Genomic DNA, 17,147 nt, shown 5'->3' with positions numbered 1-17,147 from the left:
GGGACCGTGCCGGACACGGCGGGGACCGTGCCGGACACGGCGGGGACCGTGCCGGACACGGCGGGGACCGTGCCGGGCAGGGTGGAGGTCATGCCGGGTAGCGGCGGGGGGTGAAGACCACCCGGCCGCCACCCCGTTCGGCGACCCGGGTGGTGGAGGACCCCACCAGCAGCAGGCAGCGCATGTCGACCGCGGCCGGGTCCAGGTCGCCCAGGGTGGTGACGGTCACGCTCTCGGCGGCGCCGCCGACGTCGCGGCCGACGACCACGGGCGTCTCCGGGGCGCGGTGCTCCAGCAGCAGGTCGCGGGCGGCGGCCACCTGCCAGGTACGGCTGCGGGAGGCCGGGTTGTAGATGGCCAGGACCAGGTCGGCCCGCGCGGCGGCGCTGATCCGCCCGGCGACCACCTCCCACGGTTTGAGCAGGTCCGACAGCGACAGCACGCAGTAGTCGTGACCCAGGGGCGCCCCGGCCCGGCTGGCCACCGCGTGCGCCGCGGTCAGGCCGGGCAGCACCCGGACCGGCACGCCGGCGAACCTCGGCTCGCACGCCACCTCCAGCACCGCGCTGGCCATCGCGAAGACCCCGGGGTCGCCCGAGGAGACCACCGCCACCCGGGATCCGGCCACGGCCAGCTCCAGCGCGTGCGCGGCCCGTTCGGCCTCCACCCGGTTGTCGGTGGGGTGGCGGCGCTGGCGCGGGTTGGGCGGGACGCGGTCCAGGTAGGGGCCGTACCCGACGAGCTCGTCGACGGCGGCCAGCGCCTCCTGCGCCTCGGGGGTCAGCCAGGGCCGCCCGGCCGGGCCGAGCCCCACCACGACCACCTCGCCGCGCGCCCGCCGCCCGCCCGTGCCCGGCACGCCGGCGGGCACGTCGCCCGGCAGGTCCACGGGGGCGGTGACGGGCACGCCGACCGGCACGCCGGACGCCGGGACGGAGACCGCGGCCATGCCGGCGGGCGCGGTGGCGGCCACGGTGGTGGACGGGGTCGCGGCCGGCCCGGGAGCCGGTGCGACGACGGCGGGGGAGCCGGCGGGGACGGGGCGTGCCGCGTTGACCGGGCTGGGGATCAGCGCCAGCGAGAAGTACGGCACGCTGTCCGGGTCGACCTCGGCGAGCGGGGCCACGCGCTGCTGCCCGGTGGTGGCGCGCTCGACGTACCACGCCTCGTCCAGGCGCCCGGCCTCGGCGAGGGCGTCACGGACCTTGGTGAAGGTACGGCCGAGTTTCAGCACCGCCGCCGAGTCGGTGGCGGCGAGGCGCTCGGCGAGCACCCCGGCCGGGAGCGTCCCCGGCAGCACGGTCAGCACCTCGTCGCGCTCGACCAGCGGGCGACCCAGCACGGCGGAGGCGCCGCTCACCGAGGTCACGCCCGGCACCACCTCGGTGCTGTAGCGGTGCGCCAGGCGCTTGTGCATGTGCATGTACGAGCCGTAGAAGAGCGGGTCGCCCTCGCACAGCACCACCACGTCGCGCCCGGCGTCGAGGTGGGCGGCGAGGCGCTCGGCGCAGTCGGCGTAGAAGTCGTCGATCGCCCCCTGGTAGCCGCCCGGGTGGTCGGTGGTCTCGGTGGTGAGCGGGTAGATGAGGGGTTCCTCGACCTGGCCCTCGCGCAGGTAGGGGGCGGCCACCGCGCGGGCGATGCTCCGGCCGTGGCGGGCGCTGTGGAAGGCGATCACGTCGACCTCGCCGATCAGGCGGGCGGCCTTGACGGTCACCAGCTCGGGGTCGCCCGGCCCCAGTCCCACGCCCCACAGCCGCCCGGTCGCGCGTACGCCCGCGCCGTCGCTCACGGTGCCGCCCGCGTTGTCGCCCGCGTTGTCGCCCATGCTGCCGTCCACGTCGTCGCTCATTCTTCCTCGCTCGCGATCGCGTTGACCGCGGCGGCGGTCATCGCGCTCCCACCCCGGCGCCCGACCACGACCAGGTACTCCAGGTTCGACGGGTGCTCGGCGAGGGCCTGCTTGGACTCGGCGGCGCCGATGAAGCCCACCGGGACACCCAGTACGGCGGCCGGACGCCCGGCCCCCCGCTCGACCATCTCCAGCAGCCGGAACAGCGCGGTGGGCGCGTTGCCGATCGCGACCACCGAGCCCTGGAGCCGGTCGCGCCAGAGCTCCAGGGCGGCGGCGCTGCGGGTGGTGCCCAGTTCCTCGGCGAGGGCCGGGACGCGGGGGTCGCCGAGCGTGCAGATCACCTCGTTGCCGGCGGGCAGGCGGCGCCGGGTCACCCCGGAGGCGACCATCGTGGCGTCGCAGAGCACCGGGGCGCCCGCACGGAGCGCCTCGCGGGCCGAGGACACCACCCCGGCCGACCAGCGCAGGTCGTCCACCAGGTCGACCATCCCGCAGGCGTGGATCATGCGGACCGCCACCCGGGCGACGTCCGGGGGCAGCGCGCCCAGGTCGGCCTCGGCGCGGATGGTGGCGAAGGAGCGGCGGTAGATCTCCGCGCCGTCGCGGACGTAGTCGATCACAGTTCCCCTCTGGCGGCCGTCACCGCGGCCGCGGTCTCCTCGATGCCGGAGCAGGTCAGGCCGGTGCCGTCCAGCTCCAGGCGGTAGCCGTCGCCGGTGGCGACCACGTCGGCGACCCGCCCCCTGGGGCGGCCGCAGCGTCTGGCGCAGCCCGCCCAGTGCACGGGGAGCGTATCGGTGCCGTGCGGGCGCCGGGAGGGCGGGGCCAGGGCGACGACGGCGCCCGCGTCGGCCCGCACGTCGGCCAGGGACTTGGCACAACCGGGACGTCCGGCGCAGGCCGTGACGCCGATCCACGGCGAGGCGGGGTCGACGACCAGGCCCGCCGCCCGGAGCCGGTCGGCCGCGTCCGCGGCCTGGGCGCGGGTCAGCCCGGGCAGGACCGCGCCGCGCCAGGGGGTCAGGCGGATCTCCCCGCCGGAGGTGAGGTCGGCGAGCAGCCGCGCCTGGGCGCAGGTCAGCCGTCCCAGGGGCACCGCCACCCCGAGCGCGACGCGCGCGGGCCCGCCGACGAGCCCCACCGGTCCGAGCGCCACGGGCCGCGGCCGTACCGGCTCGAAGGGCGTCGTCCGCGCGCCGAGGGCGGTCAGCACGCGGGCGGCGACCGGGGCGGGCCCGTCGGGGAGCTCGGAGATCCGCCAGGCGGTGACGTCCCGGGCGGCCTGCTCGTCGAGGAACGCCTCGGCGGCCGCCAGCAGCGCGGTCACGGCCGCGTCCGTCCCGACGCGCAGGCCGGTGTCGGTCCCGGCCAGGAGCAGCGCGACCCGGTCCGGCCCGACGGGCACGACCGTGGCGTCGGCGCCCAGGCCGGCCACGTCGCCGCGCCCGTCGTCGAGGGCGAACATGAACCGGCCGGGCAGGGCGGCGAGCGCGGGCCTGGCGCACAGCCGCCGGTCCAGCTCGCCGATCAGCGGCGTGACGTCGGCGACCCCCGCGCCACCGGGACCGTCCAGGCCGGTCAGCGGGGAGGCCAGGATGTTGCGGACCCGCTCGTGGGTGGCCGAGGGCAGCAGGCCCGCCCGCGCCATCCGCGCGGCGAACCCGTGCTCCTCGCCCCGGCCCAGCCCCCGGACCTGCACGTTGGCGCGGGAGGTGAGTTCGACGGCCCCGTCACCGTGACGGCGGGCCGCCCCGGCGAGCTCGCGGAGCCGGACGGGGGTCAGGCGGCCCCCGGGCACGCGGACACGGGCCAGGCCACCGTCCGCGGCGGCGTGGACCTGAAGTGCCCCGGGACACGCGTCAGGCCGGGAACGTCCATGAAAGTCGCCAATGTCCACCCACGGGATGCTAATACCAGTTTCCGGTTGATTTCTTGCGGGGAGTCGGACTGCCGTAGTGTCATCGGTGGCGATGGCGTTGGGAGGAAGCCGGTGAGATTCCGGCGCGGTCCCGCCACTGTGACCGGGGAGCGAACCTCAACCGGGCCACTGCCCGGAGACGGGTGGGAAGGCCGGGGCGAGCACCGATCCGGGAGCCAGGAGACTCCAGCCGTCGCGGCCGACGACGACCCGGGGCGAGGACCCCGAGGGAGGATGCTCCGTGCGCTTTTCGCCGTTCCCCCACCGCGGTGCGACACCGCCGATGGAGTGTGCCGCGTGATCCTGCTGCTCTCCACCTCCGACACCGACCTGCTGAGCGCCCGCGCGAGCGGCGCCGACTACCGCCTGGGAAACCCCGCCCGCCTGGGCGTCGCCGACCTGCCACCACTGCTGGAGGGCGCCGACGTGGTCGTGGTGCGCCTCCTGGGCGGGCGCCGCGCCTGGGAGGAGGGGCTGGACGCCCTGCTCGCCGGGCCCAGGCCCATCGTCGTGCTCGGCGGCGAGCAGGCACCCGACGCCGAGCTGATGGAGCTGTCCACCGTGCCCGGCGGGGTCTGCGCCGAGACGCACGCCTACCTCGCGCACGGCGGCCCAGCCAACCTGACCGAGCTGCACCGCTTCCTGTCCGACACGCTGCTGCTCACCGGCCACGGGTTCGCCGCGCCCGCCCCCACCCCGACCTGGGGGACGCTCGAGCGCGATGCGCGCGACCAGGACGGGCCGGTCGTCGGCGTGCTCTACTACCGCGCCCACCACGTGGCCGGCAACACCGCGTTCGTCGAGGCGCTCTGCTCGGCGATCGAGGACGCCGGGGCGCGGGCGCTGCCGCTGTACTGCGCGTCCCTGCGCACCGCCGAGCCGGGCCTGGTGGAGGCGCTGCGCACGGTGGACGCCCTGGTGGTCACCGTCCTGGCCGCGGGCGGCACCCGCCCGGCGACCGCGTCGGCCGGCGGGGACGACGAGGCCTGGGACGTCGGCGCGCTGGCCGAGCTGGACGTGCCGATCCTGCAGGGACTGTGCCTGACGAGCAGCCGCGCCTCCTGGGAGGAGAACGACGACGGCCTGTCCCCGCTGGACGCCGCCACCCAGGTCGCCATCCCCGAGTTCGACGGGCGCATCATCACCGTGCCGTTCTCCTTCAAGGAGATCGACGAGGACGGGCTGACCGTCTACGTGGCCGACCCCGAGCGCGCCGCGCGGGTGGCGGGCATCGCGGTGCGCCACGCCGCGCTGCGCCACGTGCCGCCCGCCGAGCGGCGGCTGGTGCTGATGCTGTCGGCCTACCCCACCAAGCACGCCCGCATCGGCAACGCCGTCGGCCTGGACACCCCCGCCAGCCTGGTGCGCCTGCTCGCGGCGCTGCGCGAGCGCGGCTACGACATCGGTGCCGAGGGCGAGCTGCCCGGGGTGACCGAGCAGGACGGCGACGCGCTCATCCACGCGCTGATCGCCGCCGGCGGGCAGGACCGCGACTGGCTCACCGAGGAGCAGCTCGCCGGCAACCCCGTGCGCATCGCGGCGACCCGCTACGCCGAGTGGTACGCCACGCTGCCCGCCGACCTGCGGGAGGGCATGGAACGTCACTGGGGGCCGCCCCCCGGGGAGCTGTTCGTCGACAGGTCGCGCGACCCGGAGGGCGAGATCGTGCTGGCCGCGCTGCGCGCCGGCAACGTGGTGGTGATGGTGCAGCCGCCGCGCGGCTTCGGGGAGAACCCCATCGCCATCTACCACGACCCCGACCTGCCGCCCAGCCACCACTACCTGGCCGCCTACCGCTGGCTGGCCGACGGCTTCGGCGCCCACGCCGTGGTCCACGTGGGCAAGCACGGCAACCTGGAGTGGCTGCCCGGCAAGTCCGCGGGCCTGTCGGCCTCCTGCGGCCCGGACGCCGCGCTCGGCGACCTGCCGCTCGTCTACCCGTTCCTGGTCAACGACCCCGGCGAGGGCACCCAGGCCAAGCGCCGGGCGCACGCCACCCTCGTCGACCACCTGGTGCCGCCGATGGCCCGCGCCGACAGCTACGGCGACATGGCCCGGCTGGAACAGCTCCTCGACGAGCACGCCTCCATCGCGGCGATGGACCCGGCCAAGCTGCCCGCGATCCGCGCCCAGATCTGGACGCTGATCCAGGCCGCCCGGCTCGACCACGACCTCGGCGTCGCCGACCGGCCGCACGACGCCGAGTTCGACGACTTCCTGCTGCACATCGACGGCTGGCTGTGCGAGGTCAAGGACGTCCAGATCCGCGACGGCCTGCACGTGCTGGGCGCCGCCCCCGAGGGCGCGCCGCGCGTGGACCTGGTGCTGGCCATGCTGCGCGCCCGGCAGATGTGGGCCGGCAGCCAGGCACTCGTCGGCCTGCGCGAGGCCCTCGGCCTGGCCGAGGACGGCAGCGCCGCGCGGATCGGCGTCGACGAGGCCGAGACGCTGGCCCGCGCCCTGGTCGAGGGCATGGAGGAGCGCGGCTGGGACGCGTCCGCCGCCGCCGAGGTGACCGCCGCCGTCCTGCGCCCGTCGACGGACCCGCCCGCCGCGGAGGGGACGGACGGCCCGAACGGCGTGACCGGCCCGAACGGCGTGACCGGCCCGAACGGCGTGACCGGCGCGGACGGCATGACCGGCGCGGACGGCGTGGACGGCGTGGACGGGGCGGGCGACGCCGGCGGAACGGGCGGCGCGCGCGCCCCGCACGGTGCGGACGCGGGGGCGGTGGAGGAGATCCTGCGCTTCGCCGCCCTGGAGGTCGTGCCGAGGCTGGCGCGTACCACCGACGAGATCGACGCGATCCTGCACGCCCTCGACGGCGGCTACGTGCCCGCCGGGCCGAGCGGATCGCCGCTGCGCGGGCTGATCAACGTGCTGCCCACCGGTCGGAACTTCTACTCGGTCGACCCCAAGGCCGTGCCGAGCAGGCTGGCCTGGGAGACCGGGCAGGCGATGGCCGACTCCCTGCTGGAGCGCTACCGCGCCGACACCGGCGACTGGCCGCGCTCGGTGGGGCTGTCGGTCTGGGGGACCAGCGCCATGCGCACCGCCGGGGACGACGTGGCCGAGGTGCTGGCGCTGCTGGGCGTGCGGCCGGTCTGGGACGAGGCCTCGCGCCGCGTCACCGGGCTGGAGCCGATCCCGGCCGTCGAGCTGGGCCGTCCCCGGGTGGACGTCACCGTCCGGATCAGCGGTTTCTTCCGCGACGCCTTCCCGCACGTGGTGGCCATGCTGGACGACGCGGTACGGCTGACGGCCGGCCTGGAGGAGCCCGAGGAGCTCAACTACGTGCGCGCGCACGTGCTCGCCGACCAGGCCGGGCACGGCGACGAGCGCAGGGCCACCATGCGGATCTTCGGCTCGCGTCCCGGCGCCTACGGGGCCGGGCTGCTGCCGCTGATCGACAGCCGCAACTGGCGCGACGACGCCGACCTCGCCGAGGTGTACGCGGTCTGGGGCGGCTTCGCCTACGGCCGGGACGTCGACGGCGTACCGGCCAGGCAGGACATGGAGACGGCCTACCGCCGGATCGCGGTGGCGGCCAAGAACGTCGACACCCGCGAGCACGACATCGCCGACTCCGACGACTACTTCCAGTACCACGGCGGCATGATCGCCACCGTCCGGGCGCTCACCGGCAAGGCCCCGGCCGCCTACATCGGCGACAGCACCAGGCCCGAGGCCGTCCGCACCCGCACCCTGTCGGAGGAGACCTCCAGGATCTTCCGCGCCAGGGTGGTCAACCCGCGCTGGCTGGCCGCCATGCGCAGGCACGGCTACAAGGGCGCCTTCGAGCTGGCCGCGACCGTCGACTACCTGTTCGGCTACGACGCCACCACCGGCGTCGTCGCCGACTGGATGTACGACAAGCTGGCCGCGACCTACGTGCTGGACCCGGAGAACCGGGAGTTCATGGCGCGGTCCAACCCCTGGGCGCTGCACGGCATCGCCGAGCGGTTGCTGGAGGCCGCGAACAGGGGCATGTGGGAGCATCCCGACCCGGCCGTCCTGCGCGACCTGCAGGAGGTCTACCTCAAGTCGGAGGGGGACCTGGAGGACGGGGTCTGATCGGCGGTACCGCCTCCCGGCGGCCGTCCCCGCCGGGACGGCCGCCGGGGGCGGTCCGGCGAGGAGGGCCGGGCAGGCGGTACGCGATCCCGCCCGGTGCGGTCAGTTGCCCTCGGAGCGTCCCAGCCGCCAGTAGCCCATGAAGGCCACCGAGGAACGGTCGATCCCCAGCTCCTGGACCAGGTGCCGGCGGAGCAGCTTGACCACGCCCGCCTCACCCGCCAGCCAGGCGTACAGGCCCTCGCCGGGCGAGGCCTCCGGGACCTCCCAGAGGATGTCCGCGTCGACGTCGACGTCCTCCAGGCCGCCGGCGGGACCGCCCGGCGCGGGGTTCGTCGTGACGAGCGTCCTCAGGGTCTCGCGGACGGCGGGCACGAGCAGGTCGCCGTGACGGGCGCCGCCGCGCGGCAGCCAGACGACCCGCACGCCGGGCCGCACGTCGAGCGCGAGCCGGTCGGCGTCCTCGGGCACCTCGAGCAGCGCCGTGGCCGGCACCTCACCCGACAGCGACTCGACGATCGAGGCGATGGCGGGAACGGCCGTCTCGTCCCCGGCCAGCAGCAGGTGCGTCGCCCCGGCCGGCTGCGCCCACTCCTGGCCGCCGGTGGGACCGGGGAAGGCCGCGTTGGGGCCGACCACCACGACCCGGTCGCCGGGGACGGCGTGGGTCGCCCAGCGCGAGGCCGGGCCGCTCTCGCCGTGCAGGACGAAGTCGACGTCGAGCTCCCGCAGGTGCGGCCGTACCGCGCGCGCGGTGTAGGTGCGGATCGGGTTGCGCAGCTCGTCGGGGAGCTCCCGCCAGCGCCGGTACCAGTCACCGTCGTCGCCCAGGGGGGTCAGGCCGCCGTCCGCCAGGGGGAGGATCACCTTGATCCGCTGGTCGAAGCCGTGGTCGGCGAACCCCGCCAGGTCCTCACCGCCGAAGGTGACCCGCAGGAAACCGGGGCTGAGCCGCGTGGTGCGCACGACCCTCACCTCGTGGCAGCGGTAGGCCGGTACCTCCGCCGCGCGCTCCAGGGTCTGCTCGCCGCCCGCTGTCATCGTGCCGCCTTCGATGGGAGATGCCGTCGGCAGCAACTTAGCTTTGCCTAACCTTATTTATCAACTCGGCGTCGCGGCCGTTCTCCCGTCCGCCGCGGTGACCGCCTCGCCGTCGCCGTCGCCGTCGCCGTTCTCGTCGTCACGCGGCCCTTCGCGACTCCGGTACGCGCTCGCCGGTCTCCGCCGCCCGCCGGGCGGCCTCCGCCCGGACGGGCACGTCCGCGACCGGCCTCGGCGCCGGGGTCCATGTCCGGTACGGTTCGCAGGCCCACCCGGGCCTGGTCACCCGGACCGCCTCGTACAGGTGCGGGGCCACGACCGGGTCGCCGGGGCGTTCCGCCGGGGATGTCCCCGGCGGGTCCGCCTCCCCGGCCGCGGCGCCGAGCTCCTCGGCCTCCCCGATCCCCTCGGCCCTCTCGACCGCCTCGTGCGTCCTCGTCCGCGGACCCGCCTCCCCGGTCGGCGCCCCCGCCCTCCACCGCCACCCGTCCCTCCTGCGGTGCCGCCCCGCGGAGACCCGGGGGCGCCGCCGGGAGAGGACGAACGTCATGCCCAGCACGAAGGTCAGCAGCCCGGCGATCACGGCCGTCTCCACGGAGACGGGGGGCGGCTGGGACGCCGCGGTCAGGGACACCGCCTCCCGGGCCGGCGCCGGGCGGATGTCGATGAGGCCGGACACCTGCCCGGGGGCGCCGTCCTCGCCGGGCACCGCACCTGCCAGGTTCTCCTTGACCTTGCGCGGCAGGCCGTAACCGACGACCTTGTCCTGGTCGCGTTTCTTGCGCTTGAGCCAGACCCGGTCGACGTTGCCCTCGATCGTGTGGATCGTTCCACCCTCGACCCGCTCCACGACGCCGACGTGGTCGATTCCCGGGATGTCCTTGCCGCCCGACCAGTCGAAGAAGACCAGGGCCCCCGGCTCGGGCGTACGCGACCAGGCGCCGTTCGTCTCGAACCAGCGCGCCTGCGAGGGGGTCCAGGCGAACTGCCCGACGTACTGCTGCACGCCCGCCTTCTCCGCGGCCCAGGCGATGAACATCCCGCACCAGGGAGCCGTCCTGTACTGCGGGTCCTTGACCACGTTGACCGAGTACCACTCGCCGAACTTGCTGTTCCGGCCGGGTCCCTCCCGGTACCCGATCTCGGTCTTGATGGTCCTGAGCAGATCGTCACCGATCGGATCCATGGCCGTGAGCCACCCCGTCCATCTCCTCCGCCCTGCCGCGAAGGGGGGCGCCGTCCGACAAAGACGGACTGTATTCGCAGAAAAATGGCTAAGTGGGGTTATTGGCGTAAAAAGCCGAGCTGGACGGCTGTCGGATACCGGATCCGAAGAAAGAGGTGAAACGCGGCCTCGTACCTCTTATCATCTTCGGCCCGACGCATCGGGGGCCGCGCGCCGCCGCGGGCGCCCCGGCGGGCGGGCCGCTCCTTTCTGTCACGCCCCGTCATGTTCTCTCCCGGGCCTGTCGCGTCGTTCCGGCGGTACCCGCCGCGTCCCGGCGGTCGAATACCATGTGACGGCACGTGCGCGGTGTGCGCGGGTGCCGGTGCCGTGGCCCCTCCCGGTCCGGCGGGACGCGGACGCGAAGGCGGAACGGGATTCCATGTTCGACGACAAGACGCAGGAGACCCTGCGCCGTCTGCTGGACCTCGCCGAGCACCCCTCGACCCCCCAGGCCGAGCGCGCCCTCGCCGTGGCACGGGTGCGTGCCCTGATCATGGTGCCCGAGGGCGACGCCCGCAGGGCGCCGGTCACCCCGGCGATGGAGGCCGGGATCCTCAGGCGGATCAGGCCGCTCGCCCACCGCGTCGAGGAGGACCTGGTCGAGGAGGTGCACGGTGACCTCTACGCCTTCAGCACCCGCTACCGGGTGATCGGCGAACTCGCCGAGGAGATCGCCCTGCTGCTCGAACGCTGGAGCGCCGTCGTCCCGCAGAAGCGGCACCGGCACGAGGAGGCCGTCAGGACCGCCGCGGCCAGGCTCGTCTACCTGCTGGAGCGCCGCGACCTGTTCCACAGACCCCGGTGGGGCAACCGCCCGAGGACCCGCTAGCCCTCGCGCGGGCTCTCCGGGGGAGTCCGCGAGCTCTCGGTCGCCGGCCCGAGGCCCTGTCCCGGGATCACTCCGTCCCCGAGCCGCCGTGATGGTGACCGTGGCCCAGGGAGACCTTCCGTCCGGGCGAGGCCCTGCCTCGCGCGGGACCGGCGATTCGTCCCGGGGCCACGGCGTGTGGTCCGGCGGATCCCGGTGGCCGGCGAGGAAGGGAAGGGAACCGGTCACCGTGAGGTGAGGTGGGACCCGCCAGAGCTCTCCGTCGTGCGCTGGGGGCACGCGTTCCGCCGCCCGGCCGACGCGCACAACCGTGACGGTAGACAGCCGCGCGCGGCGGCTTCAACGATGTTGCACGATGTTGCGCGGGATCCGCCGCCGTGTAAGACCGGTCCGCGCCGGAGACCGGACGCGGGCGCGGCGACCGTGCGGCGACCGCGCGGGATCGGCCGTTCACGGTGCGTACGGGCAGGACCCGGCCGACCGGGTGGTCGATATGCTGGACGGGTCCTCACCGGGCGGGCGGCACGCTCCGCCGGCCATCGGCCGCCGTTCGCCGATGACGGTCGTCGGGGTGCCGGGGCGGCATGGTGCCGGCGTCGCACCGGCGTCGAGGCCGGGTCTCCCGCCGCTCCGGCGGGATCGGGACGGGAACGGGGGAGATCACGTGTCCGAGCCACCTCTCCGCCGCCCTTCCCCGGCCGCGCCCGCCGATCCGCCGCCCGGCCCTTCCCCGGCCGTGCCCGCCGGCCCCGTGCCCGCCGGCCCCGTGCCCGCCGGCCCCGCGCCCCGCCCCGCCCCGGTCATGCCCGCCGACTGCGACGTCGACCTCGCCGTTCCCGCGCAGCGCGAGGAGCTGAGCCGGGCCCCCTGGGGGACGCTGGGGGCGATCTCCGCCGGCGGGGCGGCCGGCGCGCTGGCCCGCCACGGCCTCACCCTCGCCTTCCCGCACCCGCCGGACGGCCTGCCCTGGGCCACGTTCGCGATCAACGTCTCCGGGTGCCTGCTCATCGGCCTGCTGATGGTGTTCGTCACCGAGACACCGGGGGTTCACCGGCTGGTCCGCCCGTTCCTGGGGGTCGGGGTGCTGGGCGGCTTCACCACCTTCTCCGCGTACGTGACCGACATCGAGCGGCTGGTGGCCGAGGGCGTCCCGTGGGTCGCGCTCGGGTACCTGTTCGGCACCGTCGCGGCGGCGATGGCGGCGACCTGGACCGGCATCGCGGTGGCCCGTCTCGCGCTCCGGCTCCGTTCGGGCCGCCGCGTGGCGGACGCCCGGTGAACGCGTTGCTGGTCGCGCTCGGCGCGGCCCTGGGCGCCCCGCTGCGTTACCTCGTCGACCGTGCCGTCCAGGCCCGGTACGGCACGAGGTTCCCCTGGGGGACCTTCGCCGTGAACGTGGCCGGATCGGCCCTGCTGGGATTCCTGATCGCGCTCCCCGCCGGGGAAGGGACGATGGCACTGGCCGGGGCCGGGTTCTGCGGAGCGCTGACCACCTACTCGACCTTCGGCTACGAGACGGTGCGCCTGGCCGGGTCCGGCGCGCGCCTGGCGGCCGTGCTCAACGTCGCAGGCAGCGTCCTCGCCGGCCTGGGCGCGGCCTGGTGCGGCATGCTGGCCGCCCTGGCCATGGCCTCCTGACGCCGCCCCTCTCGGAGGGGGACGTCCCGCCACGGGAGGGGGCGCGAAGGGCGGTCGGGACACGAGGGCCGGTCGGGGCGCGGTGACCGGCGACGAGGACCCACGGCCCGGCCCGGCGCTTCCGCGGCACTCCCAGGACGCCCCGGGGAACTCCGGGACTCGGCCCGGGACCGTGCCGCTACCGGCCGGTCGGCTCGCCGGTGTCGTCGGTCTCCTCCGGCGCGGGATCGTCACCGGCGCCCAGCTCCTTGCGCAACCGGTCAAGATCCATGTTGTGGCTGCTGTACTTCAGCTCGCGAGCAACCTTCGTCTGCTTCGCCTTGGCTCGGCCCCGTCCCATTGGCTGTACTCCCTCGCGCAGGCCGTGCCCGGCCTCTCGTCACTGTCGCATCGCCGGCTGGCGTGCTCTGACGCCGCAGGTCAGCCCGCGGTAGCCGCCCCAAGTATCCCGCTTCCCGGCTGATCCGTCATCGGTCGGGATCAAATCGGTCGTGGGTCCTGTTGGAAAACGGCCGTCGCCATCATAGCCAACGTCATTACGAATTGAAGAATTAAGCAATTTGACACATGATGAGGACCGGTGTATCGGTGAACCGGTCATCACGGAACGGTCCGATCATGGGGGGTGGAGGGCATGGACGAGTTCGAGACCGGACCACGTGCGCGAGCCGCCGGCGTCGATCTCGGCGGGGGAGCGGTGTGATCATGCCGGTGCCGCTGCACCAGGCCAAGGCCGAGTTCTTCCGCACCCTCGGTCACCCGGTCCGCGTGCGGGTGCTGGAGCTGCTGCAGGACGGCCCCCTGCCGGTACGGGACCTGCTGAGTGCCATCGGCGTCGAGGCGTCCAACCTCTCCCAGCAACTGGCCGTGCTGCGCCGCGCCGGGATCGTGACCGCCACCCGGGAGGGGGCCACCGTCGTGTACGCCCTGTCCACCCCGGACGTGGCCGATCTGATGTTCGCGGCGAGGTCGATCCTGGCCGAGCTGCTGGCCGGGCAGGGGGAACTGCTCGCCGAGCTGCGCGCCGAGGCGCGCGGATAGCGCGGCGACCGGCGCACGCGCCCCCGAGGGGCACCCGATCCACCCGGGGGACGCGGCCGATCACCAGTGCGCCGGGTGCGCCAGCGAGGGTGGCAGCCGGGTGGTGGCGTCGCCCTTGGCCGCGTCGAGCTGGGACTGGACGAGGAAGACGCTCCCGGTGAGGTCGGCCCCCCGCAGATCGGCCCCTCGCAGGTCGGCCCCGATGAGGTCGGCCCCCCGCAGGTCGGCGCCCCGCAGGTCGGCCCCGATGAGCTGGGCGCCGCGCAGGCTGGCCCCCCGCAGGTCGGCGCCCTTGAGCCTGGCGCCGATGAGGACGGCGCCGCGGTGGTCCTTGCGCCGCCGTCCGGCCCCGGCCTCGGCCCGCGCGAGCTCGCCGGCGCGCAGCAGCAGGACGTTGACCTTCCGCCGGTGCGCCTCCACGTCCAGCGCGGCGAGGGCGTCGGGCCCGCCCAGGGTCAGCCGCTCGGTCTCCTCCAGGGCGGCGCCGAGGTCGTCGCGGATCGGACGGGCCGCGGGCAGCGTCAGCGCCTCGGTCAGGTACCACAGCAGCTCGTGCAGGTCCCGCATGACGGGGAACACCTCCCGCATCCGCTTCGCGGTGTCCGGGGCCCGGCGCCAGTCCCGCCCGCCGAAGGTGACCTGCGAGACCTTCTGCCCGGCACCGAAGCAGTCGTAGACCGTGCAGCCCCGGAAGCCGCTCTGCCGCAGCCGCGTGTGGATGCCGCAGCGGAAGTCCTGTCCCAGGTTGGGGCAGGGCTGCCCGGCGTCCTTGTCGATGGCGAAGTCCGCCGAGGCCGAGAAGGCCGGCACCACGCAGCACAGGCCGAAACAGTCGGCGCACTCGGCCCGCAGGTCCGGGCGTCCCCTCACCGGCGCCGGGAGCGGGACCGGCCCCACGTGCTCGCGTTCCTCGGACAACGTACGAGATCTCCCCTGTCGAATCGACACGCCGGTCCCAGCCCGTCGGTCGGACCGGGCGGAGCGGAGCACGTCGTCCACCGTCCGGCCGGAGCGGGAGGCGCCTTCCTCCCAGCACCATAGCCGTCCCCCGGGAACGGTCGCGCCCGTCCCGGCCGGGCGGCGCCACGCCGTGTTCCACCGGGTTTTACACCGGGTTCGGGTTTGAACGCCTCAGGCGAGGAACTGTCGGGGTATGGATGAACTTCAGAGAATCGACGCGTACTGGCGTGCGGCCAATTACCTGTCGGTGGGGCAGATCTACCTGCTGGACAACCCCTTGCTGACCGAGCCGCTCAAGCCCGAGCAGATCAAGCCGCGCCTGCTGGGGCACTGGGGGACCACGCCGGGGCTGAACTTCTGTTTCGCGCACCTGAACCGGATCATCGCCGAGCGCGACCAGGACATGATCTACATCGCGGGTCCGGGTCACGGTGGCCCGGCGGCGGTGGCGCACGCCTGGCTGGAGGGCTCCTACACCGAGCGCTACCCGGCGATCTCCCGCGACGCCGAGGGGATGCGCCGGCTGTTCCGTCAGTTCTCCTTCCCCGGCGGCATCCCCAGCCACGTGGCGCCCGAGACGCCCGGCTCGATCCACGAGGGCGGTGAGCTGGGGTACGCGCTGGCGCACGCCTACGGGGCGGCGTTCGACAATCCCGGCCTGGTGGTGGCGTGCGTCATCGGCGACGGTGAGGCCGAGACCGGGCCGCTGGCGGCGAGCTGGCATTCCAACAAGTTCGCCGACCGGGAGCGCGACGGGGTGGTGCTGCCGATCCTGCACCTGAACGGCTACAAGATCGCCAATCCGACGGTGCTGGCCCGCATCCCCGAGGAGGAACTGGTCAAGCTCATGGAGGGCTACGGCCACCGCCCGCACATCGTCTCCGGGGACGACCCGGAGGTCATGCACGCGCTGATGGCCCGCACCCTGGATGTGGTCTTCGAGCAGATCGCCGACTACAAGGCCGGGCGCGCCGACCGGCTGCCGATGATCGTGTTGCGCACCCCCAAGGGGTGGACCGGGCCGCGCGAGGTCGACGGGGTCCGGGTGGAGGGCACCTGGCGCTCGCACCAGGTGCCGCTGGCCGGGATGCGCGACAACCCCGAGCATCTGGTGATGCTGGAGGAGTGGATGCGCTCCTACCGGCCCGAGGAGCTCTTCGACGCCCACGGCCGGCCGGTGGAGCAGGTGGTGGCGACGGTTCCGGCGGGGACGCGGCGGATGAGCGCCAGCCCGCACGCCAACGGCGGGGAACTGCTGCGCCCGCTGGTGCTGCCCGACTTCCGCACCTACGCGGTGGAGACCAAGTCCCCGGCCGCGCACTCCAGCGAGCCGACCCGGGTGCTGGGCGCGTTCCTGCGCGACGTGATCGCCGCCAACCCCGACTCCTTCCGCCTGATGGGGCCCGACGAGACCGCCTCCAACCGGCTGTCGGCGGTGTTCGAGACCACCGACCGGGCCTGGAACGCCGAGCTGCGCGAGGGCGACGATCATCTGGGCGCGGGCGGGCGGGTGATGGAGGTCCTGAGCGAGCACCTGTGCCAGGGATGGCTGGAGGGCTACCTGCTGACCGGCCGCCACGGGCTGTTCAACTGCTACGAGGCGTTCATCCACATCATCGACGCGATGTTCAACCAGCACGCCAAGTGGCTGGAGTCCTCCCGCAAGATCGAGTGGCGGCGCCCGGTGGCGTCGCTGAACTACCTGCTCTCCTCCCACGTGTGGCGCCAGGACCACAACGGCTTCTCCCACCAGGACCCCGGTTTCCTGGACGTGGTGATGAACAAGAAGGCCGAGGTGGTGCGGGTCTACCTGCCGCCGGACGCCAACACGCTGCTGTCGACGGCCGACCACTGCCTACGCTCGCGCGACTACGTCAACGTGATCGTGGCGGGCAAGCAGCCGATCCTGGACCTGTTCACCATGGAGGAGGCGATCGCGCACTGCACCCGGGGCCTGGGCATCGTCCCCTGGGCCGGCACCGACGCCGGGGTCGAGCCGGACGTGGTGCTGGCCTGCGCCGGGGACGTGCCCACCCTGGAGACGCTGGCCGCGGCCGCGCTGCTGCGCGAGCACCTGCCCGAGCTGAAGGTGCGCGTGGTCAACGTGGTGGACCTGATGCGGCTGCAGCCGGTCGGCGAGCACCCGCACGGCATGTCGGACGCGGAGTTCGACACGCTGTTCACGCCCGACAAGCCGGTCATCTTCAACTTCCACGGCTACCCCTGGCTGATCCACCGCCTGACCTACCGCCGCACCGGCCACGCCAACATCCACGTGCGCGGCTACAAGGAGGAGGGCACCACCACCACGCCGTTCGACATGGCGATGCTCAACGACATCGACCGTTTCCACCTGGTGATCGACGTGATCGACCGGGTGCCGGGGCTGGCCGAGCGGGCGGCGTACCTGCGCCAGCACATGGCCGACGCCCGCCTGCGCGCCCGCGCGCACACCCGCGCCCACGGCGAGGACCCCGCCGAGATCCGCGACTGGACCTGGCCCTACTGAGCCCTACTGAACGGAGGCCCTTCCCGCGCATCGGCCCGTTTGACCTTCGCGCAC

The 17,147-nt window shown here is 74.4% G+C and carries 13 protein-coding genes and 1 riboswitch; of the genes, 6 read left to right on the top strand and 7 right to left on the bottom strand.

All coding sequences use genetic code 11. The features are described from left to right. Positions 1-88: 88 nt before the first annotated feature. Genes AB0G16_RS17845 through cobG form a run of 3 tightly spaced genes read right to left on the bottom strand, consistent with a single transcriptional unit; the run spans position 89 to position 3,752 of the window. A complete protein-coding gene (locus AB0G16_RS17845; RefSeq protein WP_362805788.1) occupies positions 89-1,852 on the bottom strand; it encodes a precorrin-2 C(20)-methyltransferase in 1,764 nt (587 codons plus the stop codon). Further along, the gene (locus tag AB0G16_RS17840; RefSeq protein WP_362805786.1) at positions 1,849-2,475 is read right to left on the bottom strand and encodes a precorrin-8X methylmutase; all 627 of its coding nucleotides are present in this window, start codon (positions 2,473-2,475) and stop codon (positions 1,849-1,851) included. The genes AB0G16_RS17845 and AB0G16_RS17840 overlap by 4 nt, the downstream gene beginning before the upstream one ends. Further along, entirely contained in the window at positions 2,472-3,752 is a 1,281-nt protein-coding gene (gene cobG, locus AB0G16_RS17835; RefSeq protein WP_362805784.1) for a precorrin-3B synthase, read from the bottom strand. The genes AB0G16_RS17840 and cobG overlap by 4 nt, the downstream gene beginning before the upstream one ends. 83 nt (positions 3,753-3,835) lie before the next feature. Continuing rightward, a riboswitch (cobalamin riboswitch) is annotated at positions 3,836-3,960 on the top strand. A gap of 110 nt (positions 3,961-4,070) precedes the next feature. Here cobG and cobN point away from each other — a divergent pair. Further along, on the top strand, positions 4,071-7,847 hold the full coding sequence (cobN, locus tag AB0G16_RS17830) for a cobaltochelatase subunit CobN (RefSeq protein ID WP_362805782.1): 3,777 nt from the start codon (positions 4,071-4,073) through the stop codon (positions 7,845-7,847). Between the two features lie 102 nt (positions 7,848-7,949). On the opposite strand, the gene AB0G16_RS17825 is transcribed toward cobN, so the two are convergent. Continuing rightward, positions 7,950-8,888, bottom strand: a complete 939-nt coding sequence (locus tag AB0G16_RS17825; protein ID WP_362805780.1) for a siderophore-interacting protein — start codon at positions 8,886-8,888, stop codon at positions 7,950-7,952. A gap of 139 nt (positions 8,889-9,027) precedes the next feature. Next, positions 9,028-10,074, bottom strand: a complete 1,047-nt coding sequence (locus tag AB0G16_RS17820; protein WP_362805778.1) for a CHAP domain-containing protein — start codon at positions 10,072-10,074, stop codon at positions 9,028-9,030. A 421-nt stretch (positions 10,075-10,495) separates the two neighbouring features. Between AB0G16_RS17820 and AB0G16_RS17815 the strand changes: the two genes are divergently transcribed. The 3 genes from AB0G16_RS17815 (at position 10,496) to AB0G16_RS17805 (ending at position 12,583) form a co-directional block, all read left to right on the top strand. Then, positions 10,496-10,945, top strand: a complete 450-nt coding sequence (locus AB0G16_RS17815; protein WP_362805776.1) for a hypothetical protein — start codon at positions 10,496-10,498, stop codon at positions 10,943-10,945. Positions 10,946-11,609: 664 nt separating this feature from the next. Then, positions 11,610-12,224 carry a CrcB family protein gene (locus AB0G16_RS17810; RefSeq protein ID WP_362805774.1) on the top strand — a complete coding sequence of 205 codons (615 nt, stop codon included), beginning with the start codon at positions 11,610-11,612 and terminating at the stop codon, positions 12,222-12,224. Beyond that, entirely contained in the window at positions 12,221-12,583 is a 363-nt protein-coding gene (locus tag AB0G16_RS17805; RefSeq protein ID WP_362805772.1) for a CrcB family protein, read from the top strand. Before AB0G16_RS17810 ends, AB0G16_RS17805 begins: the two co-directional genes overlap by 4 nt. 178 nt (positions 12,584-12,761) lie before the next feature. Here AB0G16_RS17805 and AB0G16_RS17800 read toward each other — a convergent pair whose 3' ends face one another. Further along, complete coding sequence (locus AB0G16_RS17800; RefSeq protein WP_362805770.1) at positions 12,762-12,923, bottom strand: DUF3073 domain-containing protein; 162 nt, start codon at positions 12,921-12,923, stop codon at positions 12,762-12,764. A gap of 365 nt (positions 12,924-13,288) precedes the next feature. Here AB0G16_RS17800 and AB0G16_RS17795 point away from each other — a divergent pair, with 365 nt between their 5' ends. Continuing rightward, on the top strand, positions 13,289-13,624 hold the full coding sequence (locus AB0G16_RS17795) for a metalloregulator ArsR/SmtB family transcription factor (protein ID WP_362805768.1): 336 nt from the start codon (positions 13,289-13,291) through the stop codon (positions 13,622-13,624). 60 nt (positions 13,625-13,684) lie between these two features. Here the strand turns inward: AB0G16_RS17795 and AB0G16_RS17790 are convergent, their stop codons facing one another. Beyond that, the gene (locus AB0G16_RS17790) at positions 13,685-14,494 is read right to left on the bottom strand and encodes a pentapeptide repeat-containing protein (RefSeq protein ID WP_362805917.1); all 810 of its coding nucleotides are present in this window, start codon (positions 14,492-14,494) and stop codon (positions 13,685-13,687) included. 283 nt (positions 14,495-14,777) lie between these two features. Between AB0G16_RS17790 and AB0G16_RS17785 the strand changes: the two genes are divergently transcribed. Next, a complete protein-coding gene (locus AB0G16_RS17785) occupies positions 14,778-17,093 on the top strand; it encodes a phosphoketolase family protein (protein ID WP_362805766.1) in 2,316 nt (771 codons plus the stop codon). Positions 17,094-17,147 lie beyond the last annotated feature (54 nt).

The organism is Streptosporangium sp. NPDC023615 (assembly GCF_040640155.1).
Taxonomy (GTDB): Bacteria; Actinomycetota; Actinomycetes; order Streptosporangiales; family Streptosporangiaceae; genus Streptosporangium.
This window is presented reverse-complemented; position numbering and strand designations above follow the sequence as displayed.